Source organism: Caldithrix abyssi DSM 13497 (assembly GCF_001886815.1).
GTDB classification, from domain to species: domain Bacteria; phylum Calditrichota; class Calditrichia; order Calditrichales; family Calditrichaceae; genus Caldithrix; species Caldithrix abyssi.
Map to the genome: position 1 here is coordinate 727,559 of NZ_CP018099.1, position 22,202 is coordinate 749,760.

20 protein-coding genes are annotated in these 22,202 nt (G+C 48.6%); all 20 read left to right on the plus strand.

Annotated features, from left to right (window positions below; genetic code table 11):
- Positions 1 to 56 precede the first annotated feature (56 nt).
- Positions 57 to 539: a CYTH domain-containing protein gene (locus tag Cabys_RS02855; RefSeq protein WP_006928613.1), complete on the plus strand. Its 483-nt coding sequence runs from the start codon at positions 57 to 59 to the stop codon at positions 537 to 539.
- Positions 540 to 552: 13 nt separating this feature from the next.
- A complete protein-coding gene (locus tag Cabys_RS02860; protein ID WP_006928614.1) occupies positions 553 to 2,052 on the plus strand; it encodes a tripartite tricarboxylate transporter substrate-binding protein in 1,500 nt (499 codons plus the stop codon).
- Positions 2,053 to 2,071: 19 nt separating this feature from the next.
- On the plus strand, positions 2,072 to 3,568 hold the full coding sequence (locus Cabys_RS02865; protein WP_006928615.1) for a tripartite tricarboxylate transporter permease: 1,497 nt from the start codon (positions 2,072 to 2,074) through the stop codon (positions 3,566 to 3,568).
- A gap of 9 nt (positions 3,569 to 3,577) precedes the next feature.
- Complete coding sequence (locus tag Cabys_RS02870; protein ID WP_006928616.1) at positions 3,578 to 4,222, plus strand: DUF47 domain-containing protein; 645 nt, start codon at positions 3,578 to 3,580, stop codon at positions 4,220 to 4,222.
- A 12-nt stretch (positions 4,223 to 4,234) separates the two neighbouring features.
- The gene (locus Cabys_RS02875) at positions 4,235 to 5,716 is read left to right on the plus strand and encodes an inorganic phosphate transporter (protein WP_006928618.1); all 1,482 of its coding nucleotides are present in this window, start codon (positions 4,235 to 4,237) and stop codon (positions 5,714 to 5,716) included.
- A 16-nt stretch (positions 5,717 to 5,732) separates the two neighbouring features.
- Positions 5,733 to 7,016: an OprO/OprP family phosphate-selective porin gene (locus Cabys_RS02880; protein ID WP_006928619.1), complete on the plus strand. Its 1,284-nt coding sequence runs from the start codon at positions 5,733 to 5,735 to the stop codon at positions 7,014 to 7,016.
- 12 nt (positions 7,017 to 7,028) lie between these two features.
- Positions 7,029 to 8,339, plus strand: a complete 1,311-nt coding sequence (locus tag Cabys_RS02885) for a lamin tail domain-containing protein (protein WP_006928620.1) — start codon at positions 7,029 to 7,031, stop codon at positions 8,337 to 8,339.
- A gap of 23 nt (positions 8,340 to 8,362) precedes the next feature.
- Positions 8,363 to 9,106 (plus strand): SdiA-regulated domain-containing protein, encoded by a 744-nt coding sequence (locus tag Cabys_RS02890; protein ID WP_169833690.1) that lies wholly within the window; start codon positions 8,363 to 8,365, stop codon positions 9,104 to 9,106.
- A 193-nt stretch (positions 9,107 to 9,299) separates the two neighbouring features.
- The gene (gene lepA / locus Cabys_RS02895; RefSeq protein ID WP_006928623.1) at positions 9,300 to 11,105 is read left to right on the plus strand and encodes a translation elongation factor 4; all 1,806 of its coding nucleotides are present in this window, start codon (positions 9,300 to 9,302) and stop codon (positions 11,103 to 11,105) included.
- An 18-nt stretch (positions 11,106 to 11,123) separates the two neighbouring features.
- Positions 11,124 to 11,840 carry a signal peptidase I gene (gene lepB, locus Cabys_RS02900; protein ID WP_006928627.1) on the plus strand — a complete coding sequence of 239 codons (717 nt, stop codon included), beginning with the start codon at positions 11,124 to 11,126 and terminating at the stop codon, positions 11,838 to 11,840.
- Positions 11,837 to 12,997 (plus strand): radical SAM family heme chaperone HemW, encoded by a 1,161-nt coding sequence (gene hemW / locus Cabys_RS02905; RefSeq protein WP_006928628.1) that lies wholly within the window; start codon positions 11,837 to 11,839, stop codon positions 12,995 to 12,997. The genes lepB and hemW overlap by 4 nt, the downstream gene beginning before the upstream one ends.
- On the plus strand, positions 12,972 to 14,807 hold the full coding sequence (locus Cabys_RS02910; protein WP_006928630.1) for a tetratricopeptide repeat protein: 1,836 nt from the start codon (positions 12,972 to 12,974) through the stop codon (positions 14,805 to 14,807). Before hemW ends, Cabys_RS02910 begins: the two co-directional genes overlap by 26 nt.
- On the plus strand, positions 14,807 to 16,069 hold the full coding sequence (locus tag Cabys_RS02915; protein WP_006928631.1) for a hypothetical protein: 1,263 nt from the start codon (positions 14,807 to 14,809) through the stop codon (positions 16,067 to 16,069). Before Cabys_RS02910 ends, Cabys_RS02915 begins: the two co-directional genes overlap by 1 nt.
- Positions 16,070 to 16,145: 76 nt before the next feature.
- Entirely contained in the window at positions 16,146 to 16,544 is a 399-nt protein-coding gene (locus Cabys_RS02920; protein WP_006928632.1) for a secondary thiamine-phosphate synthase enzyme YjbQ, read from the plus strand.
- 241 nt (positions 16,545 to 16,785) lie between these two features.
- Entirely contained in the window at positions 16,786 to 18,393 is a 1,608-nt protein-coding gene (locus Cabys_RS02925; protein WP_006928633.1) for a hypothetical protein, read from the plus strand.
- 34 nt (positions 18,394 to 18,427) lie between these two features.
- A complete protein-coding gene (locus Cabys_RS02930; RefSeq protein WP_006928634.1) occupies positions 18,428 to 19,294 on the plus strand; it encodes a Rossmann-like and DUF2520 domain-containing protein in 867 nt (288 codons plus the stop codon).
- Complete coding sequence (gene hisJ / locus Cabys_RS02935; RefSeq protein ID WP_006928635.1) at positions 19,284 to 20,105, plus strand: histidinol-phosphatase HisJ; 822 nt, start codon at positions 19,284 to 19,286, stop codon at positions 20,103 to 20,105. Before Cabys_RS02930 ends, hisJ begins: the two co-directional genes overlap by 11 nt.
- A gap of 11 nt (positions 20,106 to 20,116) precedes the next feature.
- Complete coding sequence (locus tag Cabys_RS02940; RefSeq protein ID WP_006928636.1) at positions 20,117 to 20,536, plus strand: CoA-binding protein; 420 nt, start codon at positions 20,117 to 20,119, stop codon at positions 20,534 to 20,536.
- A gap of 10 nt (positions 20,537 to 20,546) precedes the next feature.
- Positions 20,547 to 21,413 carry a TraB/GumN family protein gene (locus Cabys_RS02945; protein ID WP_006928637.1) on the plus strand — a complete coding sequence of 289 codons (867 nt, stop codon included), beginning with the start codon at positions 20,547 to 20,549 and terminating at the stop codon, positions 21,411 to 21,413.
- 12 nt (positions 21,414 to 21,425) lie between these two features.
- A complete protein-coding gene (locus Cabys_RS02950; protein WP_006928638.1) occupies positions 21,426 to 22,196 on the plus strand; it encodes a DUF72 domain-containing protein in 771 nt (256 codons plus the stop codon).
- The last annotated feature ends 6 nt before the right edge of the window (positions 22,197 to 22,202 follow it).

A 22,202-nucleotide genomic window follows, 5' to 3' on the forward strand; every position in this document is an offset into this window, starting at 1 on the left:
CGCCGCGTCGCAGGTGTAAAATCATTCGTTAAACATCAAGCATTGGAGAAGCAACCATGGCTCAGGAAATTGAACGTAAATTTTTGGTCAAAGACGATTCGTTTAAACGGCAGGCTTTTAAATCAACGCGCATTGTTCAGGGCTATCTTTCATCCGTGCCGGAGCGTACGGTGCGCGTGCGCATTAAGGGCGAAAAGGGATATTTGACGGTAAAAGGCATCGGCAATGCGTCCGGCGCCAGCCGTTTTGAATGGGAGATGGAAATCCCCAAAGAAGACGCCGAAAATCTGCTGAAAATTTGCGAGCCGGGCGTCATCGATAAAACGCGCTATCTGGTAAAAAACGGCGACCTGACCTTTGAAGTCGATGAATTCTACGGCGAAAACGAAGGGCTGGTGATTGCCGAGATCGAATTAAAATCGGAAGATCAGGCCTTTGAAAAACCGGCCTGGCTGGGCAGGGAAGTAACCGGCGACACGCGATTTTACAATTCCATGCTCATGAAAAATCCGTTTAAAAACTGGAAAGATCAACTTTAATTCGGAAGAAACGATGAACTACCCTTCAGCGCGCTCGTGGTTTTACACCTTAATTATTCTTTTTGCGACGGTTTCGTTGAGCATGGCGTCCTTCCCGGAAAAGCCCATTACCATTCTGGTGCATTCCAAGCCGGGCAGCGCCATCGACATCACCTCGCGTCAAATTGCCAATATCGCCCGCAAATACTGCCCGGCGCCCATTCTGGTGGAAAATAAAAGCGGCGGTTCCGGGGTTATTGCCATGCGCACGGCGTTAAATCGCAAAGCGGACGGGTACACGGTTTTAGGCGTAACCAAATCCTTTATTTCCACCATCTTGCTGACGCAAAGCGGCATTACCATGGACGATTTTTACTTTCTGGCCTGTATGGCGGAAGACCCCGAGGCATTGATTACCAACCGCCGTTCTTCGGTGCGCACATTGGAAGAGATTATCTCTGACGCCAGAGCTAAAGGAGGAAAACAGCGCTGGCTCGGCCCGCTGGTTGGCGGCGTGGATCATCTGATGGCTTTGCGAACCTGGGATATTTTAGGCATTAAGGCGGAGTGGATTCCTTACGAAGGGGGCTCGGACGCTCTGGCGGCCTTAATGGGCAAGCACGGCGTGGTTTATGTCGGAAATCCCGGCGACATTCTGGGCAGGCCCGATTTGATGGTCGCGGCCGTGGCTTCGCCGCACAGACTCTCCCGCTTTCCCCAGGCGCCCACGTTCGTTGAAAAGGGATACGATCTGACCAGCGAGGTTCTGTGGCGGGGATACGCCGTGCGCAAAGGAACGAACATAGAGGCCGTTAACTACCTGACGGACCTATTCCGCAAGGTCAGCAGGGATTCGGCCTGGTTGAACTTTGTGCATGCCACCGCCGCGCGACCGGTTTTTTACGATCATCGAGAATTCACGCGCATGGTCAATCGCGATCAACAGATCGCCATTAAATATTTACAAAAAGCGGGCATCTTAAAGACCAACCGCGGCGATAAGACGGCAAGTTACCGTCTGTCCGCATTCGTATTAGCCGGAATCTACCTGCTGATTTTACTTTTCACCTATCTTTTTAAACGCCGTTGGCTAAGCGGCGACACCGTAATAGCCGGTTTTTTTATCTTTACGGGACTTTTCCTTTACTGGCAAACCTTTAACTTTCCTGCAGGCAAATTGACCTCGTCGGTCGGGCCGGCTTCCATTCCACGTTTGTGGATTTACGGCCTGTGGTTTTTCAACCTCTGGCTTTTGATCAGCGCCGTCAAACATCCCCCCGAACAGAAAGCCAATTCCGGCAAAATCGTCGTGCCATTGCGCCTGGTGATTTTAATGTTTGTGTACGTGGCGGTGGTTCAATATCTGGGCTATTATTTAAGCACGCTAATTTTTCTGGTTCTGGGCGCCTATCTTTTAGGTTACCGGAACCACCTTCTCATTTTTGGCGTGTCGTTAGGCTACATTGGCTTTGCTTATTTTGTTTTTTACAAGATGCTGCAGGTGCCGTTACCCGAACTAATCTGGTTTCATTAAACGAAAGTCTTGAAGTTTTATGAACATCTTTACGGAACTAATAAACGGATTTCATCTCATCCTTTCCTGGACGCCCCTGTTCATGGTTGCGCTGGGCGTGATGCTGGGCATCCTGGTGGGCGTTATCCCCGGATTGTCGCCGGCCATGGGCGTGGCCTTGTTGGTGCCGTTCAGTTATGGAATGGAACCGCTCAATGCGCTCATTTTGCTAACCGCTGTTTACGCAGCGGCCAACTATGGCGGAACCATTACGGCCATTGCCATCAACACGCCGGGCACGCCTTCGGCCATTGTTTCTACCTTTGACGGTTACCCTTTAACGCGGCAGGGAAAGCCCGGCAAGGCGCTGGGCGCCTCGGTAATTGCTTCGACCTTTGGCGGATTTTTAGGGGCCGTGATTCTGGTTTTCTTTTCCGAACCGCTGGCCCGCGCCGCCTTAAAGTTTGGCCCGGCCGAATACTTTTCGCTGGCCATTTTTGGTTTGACCATTATTTCTTCTCTCTCCAGAGGCAACTGGATTAAAGCGTTTATTGCCACGCTGATCGGGCTGCTTTTGAACACGGTGGGCATGGATCCCTTTACGGGCTATTTGCGCTTTACCTTTGGCATTCCGGAGCTGGCGGACGGCTTCGGTTTTATTCCTGCCTTAATCGGCTTGTTTGCTCTGGGCGAAATTTTTCTTTCGCTGGAAAAATCGGAGACTGTTCAATCGGCCGTGCAAAAGATTTCTTCGGAAATGCCCAAGTTAAAAGAGATCTGGGCTATCAAACGCACCATCTTGCAGTCTTCTTTACTGGGGACCCTGATTGGCGTCGTTCCCGGAGCCGGCGCAACCATTGCGGCTTTTATCGCTTACGGAGAGGCCAAACGCATCAGCAAAAATCCGGAGCAGTTCGGAAAGGGCGCGCTGGACGGAGTGGCGGCTTCTGGCGCGGCAACCAGCGGATCGGTGGGCGGCGCCCTGGTTCCGTTGTTAACCCTGGGCATTCCCGGCAGCGCGGCCACGGCCGTGTTGATCGGCGCGCTGATGTTGCACGGCCTTACACCGGGCCCCGAATTGTTTAAAAGCAATGCCGCCATTATTTACGGACTGTTTGCCAGTCTGTTTTTAGCCTACTTTGTCATGTTCTTTCTGGGCTATCTGGGAAACCAATTATGGATCAAGATCATTTCCCTGCCCCGGGAGCTTTTGTACCCGCTCATTCTGGCCATTGCCTTCATTGGTAGCTATTCGGTTAACAATTCCATGTTTGATGTGTGGAGCTGCCTGGGTTTTGGAATACTGGGCTGGATTTTACGGCGCTATCATTTCCCTACGGCACCGGTTATTTTAGGACTTATTCTGGGCTTTTTAGCGGAAACCAATTTCCGGCGCGCTTTATTGATGGGCGATGCGCGCATCTTTTTTACGCAGCCGGTCAGTCTGGCGCTTTTAATTTTAGCGGTATTATCCTTTTTCTATCCCATTTTAAAAGCTAAGTTTAAATTTTTGAACAATAATAACAATAAAAAATAGAGGTGCACCATGGCCATATTATTTAAAAAGACAAAATTGCTGGAAGGACAAATCGAAGAATATCTGGATTGCGTTATTCAGGGCGCTTTACTGTTCCGTCAGGGCGTTAAATATTATTTACAAAACAGAATGGACGACTTTGAAGCGCGCCTGGAGGACCTGGATAAGCTGGAAAGTCGGGGCGATCAACTGCGCCGCCAGATTGAAACCAGTTTGTATGAACACACGCTGATTCCGGAATCGCGCGGCGATGTGCTGGGCCTGCTGGAAAGCACGGACGCCGTTTTGAACACCATGAACGAAACGTTAATGCAATTTTCTGTGGAGATTCCGGAAATAATCCCCGAACTGCACCAGATGTACATTGAACTGGCGGAGATTTCCACCGCCGCCGTGGAGGCCATGGTTCTGGCCATCCGCTCTTATTTTCGAGATTTAACCGCGGTGCGCGATCACATCAACAAGGTGCAGTTTTATGAAAACGAATCGGATAAAATCGCCCGTAAAATCAAACGAATCGTGTTCCGCAAAGACTTACGCCTCAGTCATAAGATTCACATGCGCTATTTTGCCTATCACATCGAAAATATTGCCGATGAGGCTGAAGATGTTACGGATCGTCTGGCCATTGCAACCATCAAACGCTATTTGTAACGGGGGCCGAAAATGATCTGGTTTTATTTACTAAGCGGATTGTTTTTGGGCTGGTCGCTGGGCGCCAACGATGCGGCCAATGTTTTCGGCACCGCGGTGGGCTCTAAAATGGTGCGTTTTAAAGTGGCTGCTCTGGTGGCCAGCGTGTTTGTCATTTTAGGCGCGGTGATCAGCGGCGCCGGTGCGGCGCATACCCTGGGAAAATTAGGCGCAGTTAACGCCATTGCCGGGTCTTTCACCGTGGCGTTGGCCGCCGCCGCAACCGTGGCCTGGATGACTAAACTGTCGCTGCCCGTTTCCACCTCTCAGGCCATTGTCGGCGCCATCATCGGCTGGAATTTATTTACCGGCTCGCCTACCGACCTGAACTCACTGGGCAAAATTTTAAGCACCTGGGTCATTTCTCCGATTCTGGCGGCCGTCTTTTCCATTTTGCTTTACAAATTGTTTAAATTTTTTCTGGGCAGAGCCCGAATTCACTTACTCGAACTGGACGCCTACACGCGGGCCGGACTCATTCTGGTGGGCGCATTCGGCTCTTACAGTCTGGGCGCCAACAACATCGCCAATGTAATGGGCGTCTTTGTTCCCGCCTCGCCCTTTAAAGATTTGAATATTCTTAATGTGATTCATTTTACGGGCGTTCAGCAATTATTCCTGCTGGGCGGTCTGGCCATTGCCGTGGGTATTTACACTTACTCCTATCGTGTTATGACCACCGTGGGCAACGAAGTGTTCAAGCTAACGCCCGTGATGGCGCTGATTGTTGTTTTATCCGAATCGCTTGTGCTCTTTTTATTCGCCTCGCAAAGCCTGGAACGCTGGTTGATTGCCCACAATCTTCCGCCGATTCCCCTGGTGCCGGTTTCCAGCTCGCAGGCGGTAATCGGCGCGGTGATCGGGATCGGGATTGCCAAAGGCGGTAAGGGCATCAACTTTAACATTTTAGGAAAAATCGCCTCGGGATGGATTTCCACGCCCATTGCCGCAGCCATCCTTTCCTTTGTTCTGCTGTTCTTCATGCAAAACGTTTTTGAGCGCGAAGTGGTGCGTCCCGTGACCTACGAAATTTCGCAGGACGTTTTAAATAAATTGGCCGCAGAAAACATTCCCGTGCGGAATTTACAGAGCCTGAACGGCAAACAATTCAAAAATATGTACAAATTCAGGGAAAGCCTGCAGCAGCGGGAAGCGTTGAACGAAAGCCAATTGTACAAAATTTTCGAACTGGCTGAGGTGGATAGTTTTTACATCGATTCGACGCTGGCCAGCACAGAACTGGATGCGGAAATGTTCAGCCCGGAGCAGATTGAAGCGGTTAAAAAATTACACGGCCGGCTCTTCATTCATAAGTGGCAGCTGGATGACGCGCTTGCGCAGTTAAGCCCGGCCTGGCGACTAAAACCGAATACCATTAGAAATAAATTCTTTAATAAAAACATCCTTAAAAAACGTCAGATTCTTTATCAAGTTTTCAAGAAACGTCATCTTTAACAGGAGGTACTAAAGAATGAAGATGAAATTAGTCCGATCAGGAATGTTGTTGCTTTTACTATTGCTTCCCGGCCTGGTTAAGGCCCAAAGTCAACAGCAAGAAACAAAGCACGCCCATAAAATGGCGCATCAGGGTGTTTCAGGAGAAACAACCTATCAGATATCCGGCGTTTCCGAGTGGAAGAATGGCATCTATTTCTGGGAATCGCAGGACGGCGCTTTCTGGGGTCGCTTTGATACGCGAATTTTTATTAATGGCGCCTATTTTTTTGAAAACAAAAATAAGTTGAGCAACGGCACCCATCTGCGCAAGGGACGCTTTGCCGTTAAGGTTAATTTATGGCGCGTATGGTACATGGAATGGGATATGGACATGGCCGAAGGCGTCGTGGAAGCCAAGGACATGTTTCTGGCGTATCATGGCTTTAAAAATGCCTATCTTAAATTCGGTCATTTTAAGATGCCGTTCGGTTTAAATATTTTAACCTCGTCGCGTTTCATTCCCTTTGCAGAACGCGCTTACAATGCGCTGGCTTTTAAGATGGGACGTCGTATGGGCCTTGAATACGGCCGCTGGACAGATTGGTGGAATTTTCGGGGAGCCATTTACGGCCAGACCTTTGATACGAACAAAAACAAAACCAAAGATGAAACCGGTGGGGGCGTTGCAGCCAGGCTGGCAAGCGCTCCGCTGCAGAACGCAACGACCATACTCCATCTCGGTATCTCCGCAGCCTGGACCAAACCGGACGATCAATCCAACATCGTTCAGTTTGACAGCGAACCGGAGACTAAAATCGGCGATGTGGAAATTCTGGACACCGATTACATCCGAAACGTGGATTACACGACGCGTCTGGGTTTAGAAGGCGCCGCCGTTTACCGCAATTTTCACTTACAGGGCGAATACAACCTGGTGCGTCTCAACCGCCTGCAAAACCTGCCGGAGGCGCAATTTTCCGCCGGCTACGTGTATCTGCTCTGGAGCATCACGGGCGAATCGCGGCGCTGGGACAAAACCCAGGGTGAATTTTCGCAATTAATCCCCAGAGATGTAAAAAAAGGCGCCTGGGAGGTCGGTTTACGTTACAGCCATTTAAATCTTTCCGATACCGATGCCGGCATTTTGGGCGGCCGCGCCAACAACTACACTCTGGGGCTCAACTGGTACCCCAATCCCAACATGGTGTTTCAGCTCAATTACACTTATGTCTCAACTTCGCCCAATGCCACGGGCAACGGCTTTGTGGGCGACGATCGGTTCTCTTATGTTCAGTTTATGACAAAATTCTTTTTTTAAAAGGAGGCTCTGATGAAAACGCTTCATATCATTTCGACGATTATTCTGGCTATCATTTTTGCAGTGGCGGGGTGTAAACTTGACGATACCGTTTCGGCCGACCAGGAAACGCCGCCGCATCAAAGCGCTTACCAGCTCTTTATTAATGAATTTATGGCCAGCAACGACGCCTGCTGCACAGATGAAAACGGCGAATACGACGACTGGATCGAATTGTACAACGGTAGCGAAGACACGGTTTCTCTGGCAGGATTTTATCTCTCCGATGACAAATCCGACCCCAAAAAGTTCCAGATTCCGCTTACGGCCGATCTTAGGATTTTGCCCCATGGCTTTGTTGTGCTGTGGGCCGACGGCCAGCCGGAGCAGGGCGTTACGCATCTCGATTTCAAACTGTCCAGCGGCGGCGAGGATATTGTGCTCACGGAACCGGACGGTTACACTGTTGTTGACGAATACACCTTCGAAGCGCAGGAAACCGATGTTTCCATGGGACGCGTGCCGGATGGTGGAACAGATTGGCAGAGATTTACCACCCCCACGCCCGGCGCGCCCAATGTGCAGGGAGAGACCTCCGTTCCGCCAACCATCAAAACCATTCAGGTGTTGCCAGACACCATCAACGCCGGAGATGTGGTGACCATCCGGGCGCAAATTGTCGATGAGGACGGGGATCTGGCGCAGGTTTCTTTGACCTATGGAGCGGCAGACTCTTTGAATACCACGGTTAATATGACGGCTGAAAACGACTCGCTGTTTTCGTCACACTTAGGCCCTTTTGCCGATGGCACACGCGTCTTTTTTTACATCGTTGCCAGCGACGATGCAGACCATTCCACCCGGTCGGATACGCTTTCCTTTGAAGTGGGCTATGTGCCGCCCGCTCTGTACATTAATGAATTCCTGGCCAGCAACGATTCCAGCAACGCCGATGAAAACGGGGAGTATGACGACTGGATCGAAATTTATAACGCCGAATCCAGGCCCATTAACATCGGCGGCATGTACATTTCGGACGATAAAGGCGACCTTACCGCCTGGCAAATTCCGACCAGCGATTCGGCGGCCACCACCATCCCCGCCGGTGGATTTTTACTGCTCTGGGCCGATAAACAACCCGAACAGGGCGTTTTACATGTTAACATTAAACTTTCAAGCGGCGGAGAAGATATCGTCCTCACCGCGCCCAATGGCACAACGGTTATCGATTCTCTGACTTTTGGCGAACAGACCACCGACGTATCTATGGGCCGCCTGCCGGATGGCAGCGACAACTGGGTAAGCTTTACGAACCCAACTCCGGGAGCATCAAACCATCAATGAAAATACAGAGAATCTTCAGGCTAATGGCGATGTTTTTGGCCTGTGGAAGCGTCTTTCTTATTCAATGCTCTCTGACTGAGCCGGAGGACACAACCCCTCCGGTTCGGTCTTTAACATTGGTAAACAGTTACGCTCTGGATGTTGCGGAGCCTTCCGGTCTTGCTCTAACGCCAGACGGGAGCGCATTGTGGACGGTGAGCGACCACAGCAACCGCATTGTTCAAATTAGCCTGACCGGAAAAAGACTGAAAACGCTTTCGTATCAGGGGAACGATCTGGAAGGCGTTGTCATTGATCCCACTGCACACACCTTGTGGGTGGCCGAAGAACGTTCGCGCGAGCTGGTAGAGGTGGACTCCACAGGAAAAGAATTACAGCGTCATCGGATTTTAGATGGGGACGACAACAGCGGATTGGAAGGCGTTTGCTTTGATGTTCTGCGCCGTTTGTTTACCATTAAAGAAAAACAGCCGGGACTATTAATGGCCTTAAACGCAGATTTTTCGATTCGATGGCAAAAAGAGCTATCATTTGCCGGCGACTATTCGGGCTTATGCGCCGATACGCTTTTGAACCGTTTCTGGATTTTGAGCGATCAGGACGAGAGCCTGTTTTTGTGGGATACTAACGCTGGTCTTGTCGGGCAGTATAAACTGAATATTGTCGGGCCGGAGGGTATTGCCATCGATTTTGCGAGGGGGTTGATTTACGTGGTAAGCGATCCACAATCGCGGTTGTATGTGTTTAAATTAGAAAAGTCCTTTTAATTTTTTACCAGTCAATCAGTCCGTTCGGTCAAAGTTCTGCTTTCTTACCCTCCCTCGCTCAACCTTCCTCATTTTAATCCCGTTGTGTGCGGCGCTTCTTGAAAAACAGGGAACCTGGGCGAGCATTCCATAGTTGCTTTTATTCTTTAATATAAGTAACTTAAAAGTTTTGAAAATAACAAATTGGAATACAATGGATCAGAAATACATTCGCAATTTTTGTATTATTGCGCACATCGATCATGGCAAGTCCACGCTGGCCGACCGGATGCTCGAGTACACGCACACCCTTTCGCAGCGTGAGCTTAAGGCCCAGGTGTTGGACAACATGGATCTGGAACGCGAGCGCGGGATCACCATCAAATCGCATCCCGTGCGCATGAGTTACCGCGCTAAAGACGGGCATGACTACATCTTAAACTTAATCGACACGCCCGGTCATGTGGATTTTACGTACGAGGTTTCGCGCAGTCTGGCAGCCTGCGAGGGCGCTTTGCTGCTGGTGGACGCCGCCCAGGGCGTAGAAGCGCAAACCATCAGCAACCTTTACCTGGCCATTGAAAATGATTTGCACATCATTCCGGTTATCAATAAAGTCGATCTGCCCAGCGCCCAGGTGGAGGTGGTTAAACATCAGTTAATAGAGCTCATAGGCTGTTCAGAAGATGAAATTTTATTGACCAGCGCCAAAACCGGTTTAGGCGTTGAAGATTTGATGGAAGCCATTGTCCAGCAGATTCCTCCGCCCGATGGCGATCCTGATGCGCCTTTGCAAGCGCTGGTTTTCGATTCGCTTTTTGATAACTACCGCGGCGCCATTAGCTACATCCGCGTTTTTAACGGCAAACTGAAAAAAAACGACGCCATTCGTTTTTTTAACTCCGGGCGTGATTATCAGGCCGAGGAAATCGGTATTCTTAAATTGCGTCGTCAGCCGGTTGACGAATTGCATGCCGGCGAGGTGGGCTATCTGGTTTCCGGCGCCAAAAACATCAAAGATATTCGTGTGGGCGACACCATCACGCACGTTAAAAATCCGGCTAAAGAGCCATTGCCCGGTTACAAAGAGATCAAACCCATGGTCTTTTCCGGAATTTTTCCCATAGATTCTGACGATTTTGAGGATCTGCGCGACGCGCTGGAAAAGCTTTCTCTCAACGATTCGGCTCTGATTTACGAGCCCGAAACGTCCAAAGCGCTGGGCTTTGGTTTTCGTTGCGGCTTTTTAGGGTTGCTGCACATGGAGATTGTACAGGAACGTCTGGAGCGCGAATACAACTTAACCATCATCAACACGGTGCCTAACGTGGTTTACCAGGTTCACCTTAAAAACGGCAAGATCATCGAAATCCATACGCCGACCGATCTGCCCAACCTGGCGGAGGTGGATCATATTGAAGAGCCCTATATTTCAGCTCAGATCATCACGCCGTCCGAGTACATTGGCAACGTGATGAAGCTGTCGCAGGAGAAACGCGCAGTCTTTAAATCCACCTCTTATCTGGATCCGACGCGCGCCGACCTGACCTTTCTTTTTCCGCTGTCCGAAGTAATCTTCGATTTTTACGATCGGCTTAAATCCGTTTCGCGCGGTTACGCCTCTTTTGACTATGAGTTTGAAGGGTATCGCGAAAGCAAGTTAGTGAAATTAGATATCCTGATTAACGGCGAGCCGGTGGACGCTCTTTCCACCATTGTTCATGAAAGCAAGGCGTACGAGATGGGGCAGCGTTTATGCCGCCATTTGAAGCAGCTTATTCCCCGCCAGATGTTCGAAGTGGCCATACAGGCGGCGATTGGCAGCAAGGTCATCGCCCGCCAGACCGTGAAACCGCTGCGTAAAAATGTTACGGCCAAGTGTTACGGCGGCGATATTACTCGTAAGCGCAAGCTGCTTGAGAAACAAAAAGAAGGTAAAAAACGTATGAAACAAGTCGGTCGGGTTGAAATTCCTCAGGAAGCCTTCCTGGCCGTTCTTTCGATGGATAAAGATGATTGAAAAAATCAAGGAGGCATTTTGTCTAAACCGGTTGTAAAACGGAAGAGTCGTTTTAAAAGTTTTACCGAAGGATTATTCTCGGCATTAATCGCTGCATTAATCATTCGCCAGTTTGTTGTACAGGCTTACACCATTCCCACTTCTTCCATGGAGAACACGCTGTTGATCGGCGATTTTCTGCTGGTTAATAAATTCAATTACGGCATGCGTACGCCAGACTGGATTGGCATTCCTTACACCAAAATCGGCGTGGATTTGCCCTGGTTCCGATTTCCGGCCCTGCGCGATCCGCAGCCTTTTGACGTGGTTATTTTTCGTTACCCGCGCGATCATTCCATGGATTACATCAAGCGCTGCATCGCTGTCGGCGGACAAACGGTGGAGATCATCGACAAGGTGGTTTACGTGGACGGTAAAAAGTTTCCATTTCCACCGTACGGAAAATTTACAGATCCGCGCATTTTTCGCAGAGACGAGGGACGTTTTTTCTTCCCCACCTTTCGCAACCTGGGCAGTCGTGACAACTACGGCCCGATCACGGTTCCCAAAGACAAGTATTGGGTGATGGGCGATAACCGCGACAATAGCTCAGACAGCCGCGTGTGGGGGTTTGTCGATCATTCGGAGATTGTCGGGCAGGCGTTGATCATTTATTTTTCGTGGAATTCCCACGTGCCGTTGTCGCAGTTTTTCAAAAAAATACGTTTTGGCCGCATTGGCCGCGTCATTCGATGAGCGGTGAAAAAGCAAACATCTCCTTTAATCCGGGTATTTACCTGCACATTCCGTTTTGTGAACACAAATGCGGGTACTGCGATTTTTACTCGATCACCAATCGATCGCAGCAAGCCCTGTTTGTAGAAGCCCTCTGTCAAGAAATGGAACAGGTGGCGGAGCAAATCCGGCCTGCCGAAACTTTTGACACCATCTATTTTGGCGGTGGCACGCCTTCTTTACTGCAGCCCGACCAACTGCAGCGCATTTTGTCTGTCATTCAACGCGTGTTTGCCATTTCAAGCGATTGTGAAATTACGCTGGAAATGAATCCCGGCGCCACGGAAAAAGAAAAATTACCCGTTTTTAAACAACTGGGCGTTAACCGTTTGAGTATTGGCGTGCAAAGTTTTGACGACCGTGAATTAAAATTGCTGGAGCGCATCCACAGCGCACGGCAGGCCGTCGAAACCTTTGAGGCGGCCCGCAAGGCCGGTTTTACCAATCTGGGCATCGATCTGATCTACGCCCTGCCCGGTCAGTCTTTAAATTCATGGCGCGCTACCCTGCAGCAGGCGTTACATCTGGCGCCGGAGCATATTTCGGCCTACAATCTTATTTTTGAACCCGGTACGCCGTTTTACAAATTGCGGGAAAAAGGACAATTGAATCCGCAGGAAGAAGAGGAGGAGCTGCGCTTTTTCAATTTTACTCATCAATTTTTAAGCGAGCGTGGTTTTTTGCACTACGAGGTTTCCAACTTTGCCCGGACAGCATCATTGTACTCGCGCCACAACTACAAATACTGGCTCCATGTGCCCTATCTTGGTTTTGGCCCTTCGGCGCATTCATTCTGGAACGACCGTCGCTGGGGAAACGTCCGTTCACTCAACGCCTATCTGCAACAGCTCAAACAGCAACGTTTGCCCCGCGCCTTTGAAGAACAGCTTTCCGCGCAGACCAAAGAATTTGAGCACATCTTTTTGCGATTACGCACGTACGAGGGAATTAACCTTGCTTATTTTGAAAAGACTTTTCATCGATCTTTTTTAGAAACGTATCGTAAAACAATCAATACTTTGATCGATCGGGATTTTGCCGTAATCGACGCACAGATTTTTCGTTTAACACAGAAGGGAATGGCCGTTTGCGATGAAATTTTACAATATTTTGCCTGATTTAAAAAGAACGACCTTAATTTTACTACTTCTGGCCCTTGCCGTCCAGCTGTCAGCCCAGACCGACAGTCGCTTACGCATGGCAATGCTGTTTAAGAACAGCGGTAGCTACGAAGAAGCGCTGGAACTTTACCTGCAAATTTACAAATCTGGCAGAACCTCCAACCAGGTCATTAATGATATTCAATTTTGCTATGAAAAACTAAAGCGTTATGATGATCTGATCGCCTTCTTACAAAATCTGATAAAAAAATCTCCCGCCAGGCTGGAATACCAGGTTAAGCTGGGCAAGGCTTACTATCTGAGCGAAAATCGCGAACAGGCCTTTGCCCTCTGGAACGGCCTGTTGCAAGCGCACGGCCAAAATGCGCACCTGTACCGACTTTTAGGCAATGTGTTCATCGAGTTGCGCCTGTACGACAAAGCCATCGAAACCTACCAGCTTGGCATCCGGAAAACAAAAAGTTTGTACAGCCTGTACCGCGAGATCGCCCTGCTTCACCGGGCGCAGTTAGATTACGGCCAGGCGGCGGTCAGCTACCTTAAATATCTGGAACATTTTCCAAAGCAATATTCGTTTGTTAACGGTCAAATTATTGCCATGTCTTCGGACAGCTCGGCCGTCCAACAGATGATTGAGGCCATTGAAAAGTACTTGAAAACGCGCGGCGATCAGGCCGGCGTTCGGCAGATTTTAGCGGATTTATATTTACGCAACGGCGATTTTAAACATTCCTTTGCTATTTATCTGGATTTGCACAAAAAGGCGCCCAGAACCAATTACCTGCTGCAATTTGTCCATAAAGCCAGCCAGAATCAGGCCTACGAATTTGCCGTTAAGGGCTTAAAATTATTGATGGAACAGGCCTCTCAGCCAGGGCAAAAACAACAATACGCCTTTCAACTGGCCCGCAATTATTTTGCCTGGGCTAAAAAACTTTCTGCCCGGCAGCAGGAAAAGCAAGCCCGGCAAACCATCCAACTGGCCATGCAGGTCATCGACGGCCTGCTGCACAGTAAAACAAAAACCAGCTACCGCTGGAACGCTCTGGAACTGCGCGGCGATATCTATTTTAACTACTTCCAGGATATCGATCAGGCCATTAAAGATTATCAAAACTATTTACAGGCGCCTTTAAACGCCCAACAGCTCGATCGCGTGCGCTTTAAACTGGCCAAAAGCCACCTGGCCAGGGGCGATATTGCCGCAGCCGAAAGACTGCTGCGACAAATCCGAACTAAAAAATTGCGCTCGTTGGTCGAGTACACACAGGCAGAGCTTCTGTTTTATTTGGGGGAATTAACGCCCGCTCAAAAGGCCTTTGCCGATCTTTCGGTTAAACTTTCGCCGGGAGATTCTTTAAAAAACAACGTATTGCAACGTTTGTTGCTGTTAAACCACATTCGACAGGATTCTTCCACATTGGCCGAAATGGGTCGTGCGGAGTTTTTAATCGCTCAAAAAAAGCTTTCGCAGGCGGCGAATATCTTTAAAGAACTGGCTTTAAAGAATGGGCCGCTCAGCCCGCAGTGCGCCGAGCGTGCCGTGCATTTATTCATCAAACTGGAAAAGTGGGAAGAGGCGCAGAGCCTGATTGCCCATGTGCTGCAGCATTCGCCCGATTACGTTAATATGGATCGTTTGCTGTTTACCCTGGGCGGAATCCAGGAAAGGCAAAAACAACTGCAAAAAGCCTTTAACACCTATCGTCTGATTATTACGCGCTATCCGGACAGTTTTTTTGTGGAACAGGCCAGAGAGCAGGCGCGTTGGTTAAAAGAAAAACTCAAACAAGAACAGGTGCCATGATGAGCGGTTTCAAAAAAATAGTTCTCTGGATCTTTTTACTGACAGGCCTGGTACGGTCGCAATTCATTCTTATTCCGATGGACCTTTCGCAAAATGATCATCTAAAGGCCTATGGCGTGGCTTATTGGATACTGACTCAGGGCATTAATGTGGAATGGCTGCTCAATTACCGTGGCGGTTCTTTTTTGTTTACGGACACGCCTTTATTCCGGGAGGAATGTCAGCTGCGCGGCGTGACCTTTGAGTTAAAAAACGGCGCACAGGTCAATCAAATTTACGCCGAAATCGAAGAGAATAACATGGAACGCGTTCTTCTGGAAAAAGCGCCTAAAATCGCCATTTACACGCCGCCCACCACTCAACCGTGGGACGATGCCGTAACCCTGGCCATGAATTACGCGGAGATCAAGTACGATAAAGTTTACGATCGCGAGGTGCTGGACGGTAAGCTGGCAGAGTACGACTGGCTGCATCTGCATCACGAAGATTTTACCGGTCAGTACGGAAAATTCTGGGCTTCTTTCCACAACCAGCCCTGGTACATTAAACAACAACTGGAAGCCGAAAAACTGGCCAGAGAGCTGGGCTTTAATAAGGTGAGCAAAGAAAAAGCGGCCGTGGCCATCGAAATACGGCGCTATGTGATGAAAGGCGGATTTTTGTTCGCCATGTGTTCGGCCACCGACGCCCTGGACATTGCCCTGGCCGCCCAGAATACCGATATTTGCGACGCGGTTTTTGACGGCGACGGCATCGATCCCGATTACCAGAAAAAACTGGATTTCAGTCAGACCTTTGCTTTCCAGAATTTTAAATTGATTACCGATCCGGCTATCTACGAATTTTCAGATATCGACGTGCCGCCCAGCAATATGCCCCGTTTACGCGACCCGGAAACGGATTATTTTACGTTGTTTGAATTTTCGGCCAAATACGATCCGGTGCCAACCATGCTCACGCAGAATCATGTAAACGTCATCAAAGGCTTTATGGGGCAGACCACCATGTTCCGGGAAGAAAAAATCAAACCCAATGTGACCATCATGGGCAAGATCGAAGGCACCAACGAGGTAAAGTACATCCACGGCAATCTGGGGAAAGGCACGTTCACTTTTTACGGCGGGCACGATCCGGAAGATTACACGCACCGCGTGGGCGATCCGCCTACCGATCTCAGCCTGCACAAAAATTCGCCGGGCTACCGCCTGATCTTAAATAATGTTTTGTTCCCGGCGGCCAAAAAGAAAAAGTTGAAGACATAAAGATCCGGAGAGTTGAATTTACCATTGTTAAAAAAAAGCGCAGCAGACTTCATGGGCAAATTGAGGAGAGACGAACATGGTAAAACTGGATATTCGCAGCACGAGCCGCACAGAAATGATCGACATCACGCATCAGGTTCAAAAGGCTGTAACCGACAGCGGTTTGCAAAATGGACTGGCGGTGATATTTGTGCCGCACACCACCGCCGCCGTAACCATTAACGAAAATGCAGACCCGACCGTTCAAAGAGACATTTTGTACGAAATCAACAAAGTCATCCCATTCGAAGACGGTTATCACCATTTTGAGGGCAATTCTGCGGCGCATATCAAATCATCGCTCTTTGGCAGTTCGCAAACCATTATCGTAGAAAACGGACAATTGCAGCTGGGCACCTGGCAGGGCATCTATTTTTGTGAGTTTGACGGACCGCGCAACAGAAAAATTTGGATACAACTGGTTCCGGGAATTTAGGACTTATTTTTTTCGTCTAAACGGACGATAAGAAACATTAGTTTGCGGTTTTAGCCTGGAATTTTTTGATTTCAAGCTAAAACAATCTTTTCCCGTTTTCCTGCAATTCAATGAGAAAAGGGTGATGTGTAACAAGAATTGTTTCATTGAAAATTGTAAAAGACTCTTTGACCGTATTTAGATTTGAAGTAAAAGGGTTATTCTTTTATTTTTTTGAAAAAACAAAAAAGAGGAAGTCTCCATGTTAGAAGACGTAATGGATGTTTTTATCGAACGAATTCGCAAGAAAGTTCTGGCCAACCAAAAAATGAACGAAATCCCTCTGGCTTATTTGATGACGCTCGACATTCCCCAGTCCATCAAACATTTTTTTGATCAGGAAGTGGAACTGTGGATTCGTGAAGAGGAAGAGAAATTTACCAGCAGCGATCGTTTTGACTATGACCTTCCGGAAGTGCGCGTTTTGATCGACCGTATCTTTGACATCCTGAAACAGACTGCGCGTTTCACCATCCCCAAATTCAATCAATTACTGGAGCGCGCCGTTAAGCTGCAAATGAATTTTGTGATTGAACCGCACCGGACGCTAACACAATTTCTATTTAAAGACAGCAATATCATTTCTACCATCGAAGTGTACGACACTCTGAAATATTTCTTTCAGTTTGAATATTACAAGGAAGCGATCTCCGATTACTTTAATAACAAGTACATGAAGGAGATTTCGCAAGATCAGTTTGTCACTTTGATCAACAAAATTGATGAAAAAGTATTTGCCGAAAATCGTGTTGAAATGGCCTTAAAGGTGATCAAGACCATTATGAATTTTTTGAGCGAGGCGCGGGGTACAGAAGTTACCTCGTTGTCGGCAGACGTTTTGCTGGCCGCTTTAAAAGATCGCAACCTGCACGATCTGGTAAAACGCTTCGAAAACGCTCAACAGCAAATTCAACTATCTGAGTTCTCTTTTGACGAAATTGAAAGCATTCTTTTTGGACGTTTTGAAGAAGCCCTTGAGTCGCCCGCAGAAAAATTGCGTTTTGAAGACATCGAAAGTATTGAGCAGGAAGAGCTGCGTATTGAGGTGGATGATATTGAAGTGGGAGAAACGCCTCTTGAACAGCAAATCGCAGACGCTGTGGAGGAACTGGAGAAAGTAGGTGAAAAAATAGGGGCGCCTGAACTGGAAACGGATGATATTGAAGAGGAAGAAGACGAAGAAGAATTTGAAGAAGAAGAGGAAGAGCTTGAGCATGAAGAAATGACGACGCCCGAAAAAGATTTTGAATTGATCGAAGAGCCGGCGGCCGACATGTCCGGTGAGCTAATCGAAGAACAACCGCTTACTGTTGCCGAAGAACCAGGCGCCGAGGAGGAATCTTTTTCCATTGTGGAAGAACCTGTGGAGAGCGAGCCGCAGCCCGAAGTTGAAGAACAGCCCGTCGAACCGCAGATGCCTGCGGAAGAGCCCATGCTCGAGCAGCCTCCCGAACCTGAGCCGGTAAAGACTTCTAAAGTAGCCGACGACCTGGCCGATCACCTGGCCCGCCAAATTTCAGGCGAAGGCCCGTTGCAAGATTTACACACCATGATCAAGGGACGCACGCGTAAAAAGATCATCAAAAAACTCTTCCGCAAAGATGAAAAAACATATAATGAGTTTATTGATCGATTGAACGCCATGAGCTCCTGGAAAGAAGCATCGCATTTTATTGACGACACTTTTTACGAGTTAAATATCAACCCTTATTCAAAAGAAGCCATTACCTTTAGCGATATCGTTTACATGCGTTTCTTCCCGAAGGACAAATACATTGGACAGAACCTTGAGGAAGACAAATTCGATTAATGACCGCTTCAGGTTTGATGTTTAAAGGATCGCCATGCAAAACGCCCTGGTAATTGGCTGTGGAAAAGTGGGCAGCAGCCTGTTCAATCTGCTGGTTGCCGCCGGTTTTGAAAGGGTTTTTGTTGTAGACACCATTAAGCGTTTTAATAAGGAATGGGCGCCCTTTTTAGGCGCTGATTCCTTTTTTAATGATCTGGCTGCATTGCCCGAAGCCCATTTTGATTTGCTGGCCATCTGTACGCCTGACGATCGGATTGAAGAGGTTGTGGGGCAACTAAGCGCCCGTTCGTTAAAGGCGGAGAGGATTTTTCACACCTCCGGCAGCAAAACGGCCGATCTTTTGCAGCCTTTAAAATCCGGGGGCGCTATCATCGGCAGCCTGCATCCATTGCAATCTTTCACCCGCCTGTTTTTACCACCGGAAATCTGGCGGGGCATTGTTTGTACCTTTCAAGGCGATTCGCCGCTTTTCACTTATTTACAAACGATCCTGCAGTCTTTTGGTAGTAAAATCGTTCCCATCAACATCCGACAAAAACGTCAGCTTCACCTGGCCGCAACCATCGCCGCTAATTTCCAGGTTGCTCTTTACAGTTGGGCGGAGCAAATTTTAAAAGACGCCCAACTGACCGAAGGCGATTTAAACCAACTGCTTGGGCCGTTAATCCGGCGTGTGGGACAGAATTTAAATGAACAGCCGCTTTCCAGAATTCTGAGCGGCCCCCTGCAACGGGGCGATGAAGGCACAATCCACCAACATTTTTCCATTTTAAAAGAGAATAAGCGACCGCATGACGCACCATTGTACCGGCTGCTGTCTTTGAAGCTGCTGGAAAATCCGCAGTTTGAAATTTTACAGCGTGAAAAACTTAAAAAGCTACTGGAGAACTATGAAACTTGATTATCACATACACACAAAACTCTGTAAGCATGCCACCGGCGAGATGGAAGAGTACGTGGAACAGGCCATTGAAAAAGGCTTTAAGGAGATTGCCTTCACCGATCATATTCCACTGCCGCAAGCGTTCGATCTTGCGCACCGTATGGAATTGCGGCAAATCGATGACTATTTGAATTCGATAGAAAAATTACGCGTTCGCTATCCTGAAATATCCATTTTAACGGGCATTGAGGCCGATTTTTATGACGGCTTCGAAGATTTTTTAGATGCGTTTCTCAGCCGCCATCCGTTTGAAATCATTATTCTTTCCGTACATTTTGTTCGCCACTGGCCCAAAGGCAACTGGGCTTTCAGCTATTATTTTCCCGATCGCGCAATCGCCGAAATTTATTCAGATTATTTGCAGGCCATCATGCGCGGCATTCAAACCGGACTGTTTAATGTGCTTGGTCATCTGGATTTGATCAAGCGCGACGAAGCCCGCCTGCTCGACCATAATGAATCGGAAGTCAGAGAGCTTTTGCAACTGGCGGCAAGACAGCAAATGGCGGTTGAGATTAACACGTCCGGCTTGCGTAAGGAAATCGGCGAGCCCTATCCGCACCAAACTATCTGGCCGTTATTGGCTGAGTATCAGCTTCCGGTGGTCATGGGGTCTGACGCGCACGCACCCGGCCAGGTGGGCTTTGACTTTACAAACATGGAACGGGCCCTGTCTCAAATCGGCGGCCTGCAAAAAGTGCGCCTGATTAACGGGTGTTTTAAACCCGTCGAATGGGCAAAGGGGAAAGAAATGGTTAAACCAGTTTAAAGAGGAGAATTATGCAAGACATCTGGCAAAAGGTCAATAAAGATATCGATCAAATTTTACAAAACTACCGCAGGGTTGCAGTGGTTGGCGTATCGGATAAGCCCTACCGCCCCAGCTACGATATTACGCGTTATCTTTTAAATCGCGGCTTTACCGTTTTTCCGGTGAATCCGAAGCTGGAGAAGGTGCTGGACGCGCCCTGCTATCCTTCATTGAAGGCCGTTCCCGGACCCATCGAAATTGTTAATATCTTCCGTCGGCCTGAATTTGTGCTGCCCATTGTGGAAGAAGCAATTGAAGTGGGCGCCAGAGTGATCTGGATGCAATTGGGCGTGGCCAATGAGGAAGCGGCGCGGCTGGCTCTGGACGCCGGTCTGCAGGTGGTAATGGACGCCTGCATTAAAGTGGAACTGGCCTACCGCGGAATTTGAAAGGCGCGTCATGAAAAAAAATCTTTTTGGTCTGCTGGCCGTTCTATTATTTGTTAATATCCTTTTTGCGGGGCCGCAGCACTCCATCTGGGAAGTTATCGGCAAACAAAACAAAGTCTTTCTGGTGGGCTCTTTTCATCTGCTTACAGAAGATCAATATCCGCTTCCCTCTGTGTTCGATTCTGTTTACGACCAAAGCGCCGTTGTGGTTTTTGAAGCCGATCTGGACAGCCTTAGCTCGCCAGCAGTAGTTTCCAAATTTCTGCAAAAAGGGCTGCTGACGGGCGATCGAACTTTAAAAAACGTGTTGTCCGACTCCGTTTTTACAAAGTTGAAGAAAACTTTTGAAGAATTGGGGCAGCCGACTGAGCTGTACCTGAAAATGAAGCCCTGGCTGGTAGCGCTCACCTTAAACCAGTTGAACATGGCGCGATTAGGATTTAAGGCGGAGCTGGGCATCGAATTTTACTACGCCCGGAAGGTCAAAGAAGAAGCCAGGCCTGTGCAATCCCTGGAGAGCGTCGCCTTTCAGATGGGGTTGATGGAAAAACTCTCCGAAATCAATGCGGACGAGTTGATTTTACAGACCATCGAAGACATCGAACGTTCCGAGGCAACGATTCCGGAGCTGATCAACGCCTGGCAAAGCGGGAATACCCGTGCGCTGGATTCGCTATTGAACGCCAGTTTTAAGGACTTCCCGGAGATCGGAGTCTTTTTACTCATCAAACGGAATCAAGCCTGGTTTAAACAAGTCGAACGGTTTTTGCGGGATGATCGTAACTATCTGGTGGTTGTTGGCGCCGGGCATCTGGTCGGGACAGAGGGCCTGGTGGAACTTTTGCGCAAAAAAGGTTATCGTTTAAAACAGTTGTAAAGGGGAGCGTTTGTGCGGCGTTACAGGCTCTACATCGGAACTTCTGGCTGGTCGTACAGGGATTGGAAAGGGGGTTTTTATCCGGAGCAGATAAAGCCGGCTCAATACCTCAATCACTACAGCCGGCATTTCAATTCGGTAGAGGTTGACTCTACTTTTTACGGGATTCCCCGACTCACAACGGTTGAGAACTGGTTTGCTCAAACCCCGGAAGATTTTATTTTCACCTTAAAGGTTCCGCAAATCATAACGCACGAAAAGCGCTTACAAAATTGCAGAGCTGAATGGGAGGCCTTTCTGGAAACGACGACCGGTCTTAAACAAAAACGGGGGCCTCTCATCTTGCAATTTGATTACAAATTTAATTTTGGAGATTATTTTCGTGCGCTGGATGACTTTCTGGCTGAACACGCCGGGCAGGCAAAGCTGGCCGTGGAAATCAGAAACCGGCGCTGGCACAATGAACAATTTTACGGCATGCTGAAAGAGCGCGGTGTTGCCCTGGTTTTAAACGATTTGTACTACATGCCGCGCGTTGTAAAGTTGACCGCCCCTTTCACTATTGTGCGACTTCTGGGCAATCGTAAACAAATTCCGGATGATTTTACGCATGTGCGTGTAAACCGGGAACACGATTTAAACTGGTGGGCCGAACGGATCGAACAGTTTTTAGAAAAAGAACTGGAGGTGTACGTTTATTCTAATAATCGCTATCAGGGCCATGCTCCCTCTACCATTCGAACCCTAATGCAAAAGCTGGAAGATCGCAACCTGCACTTTTAAATCACG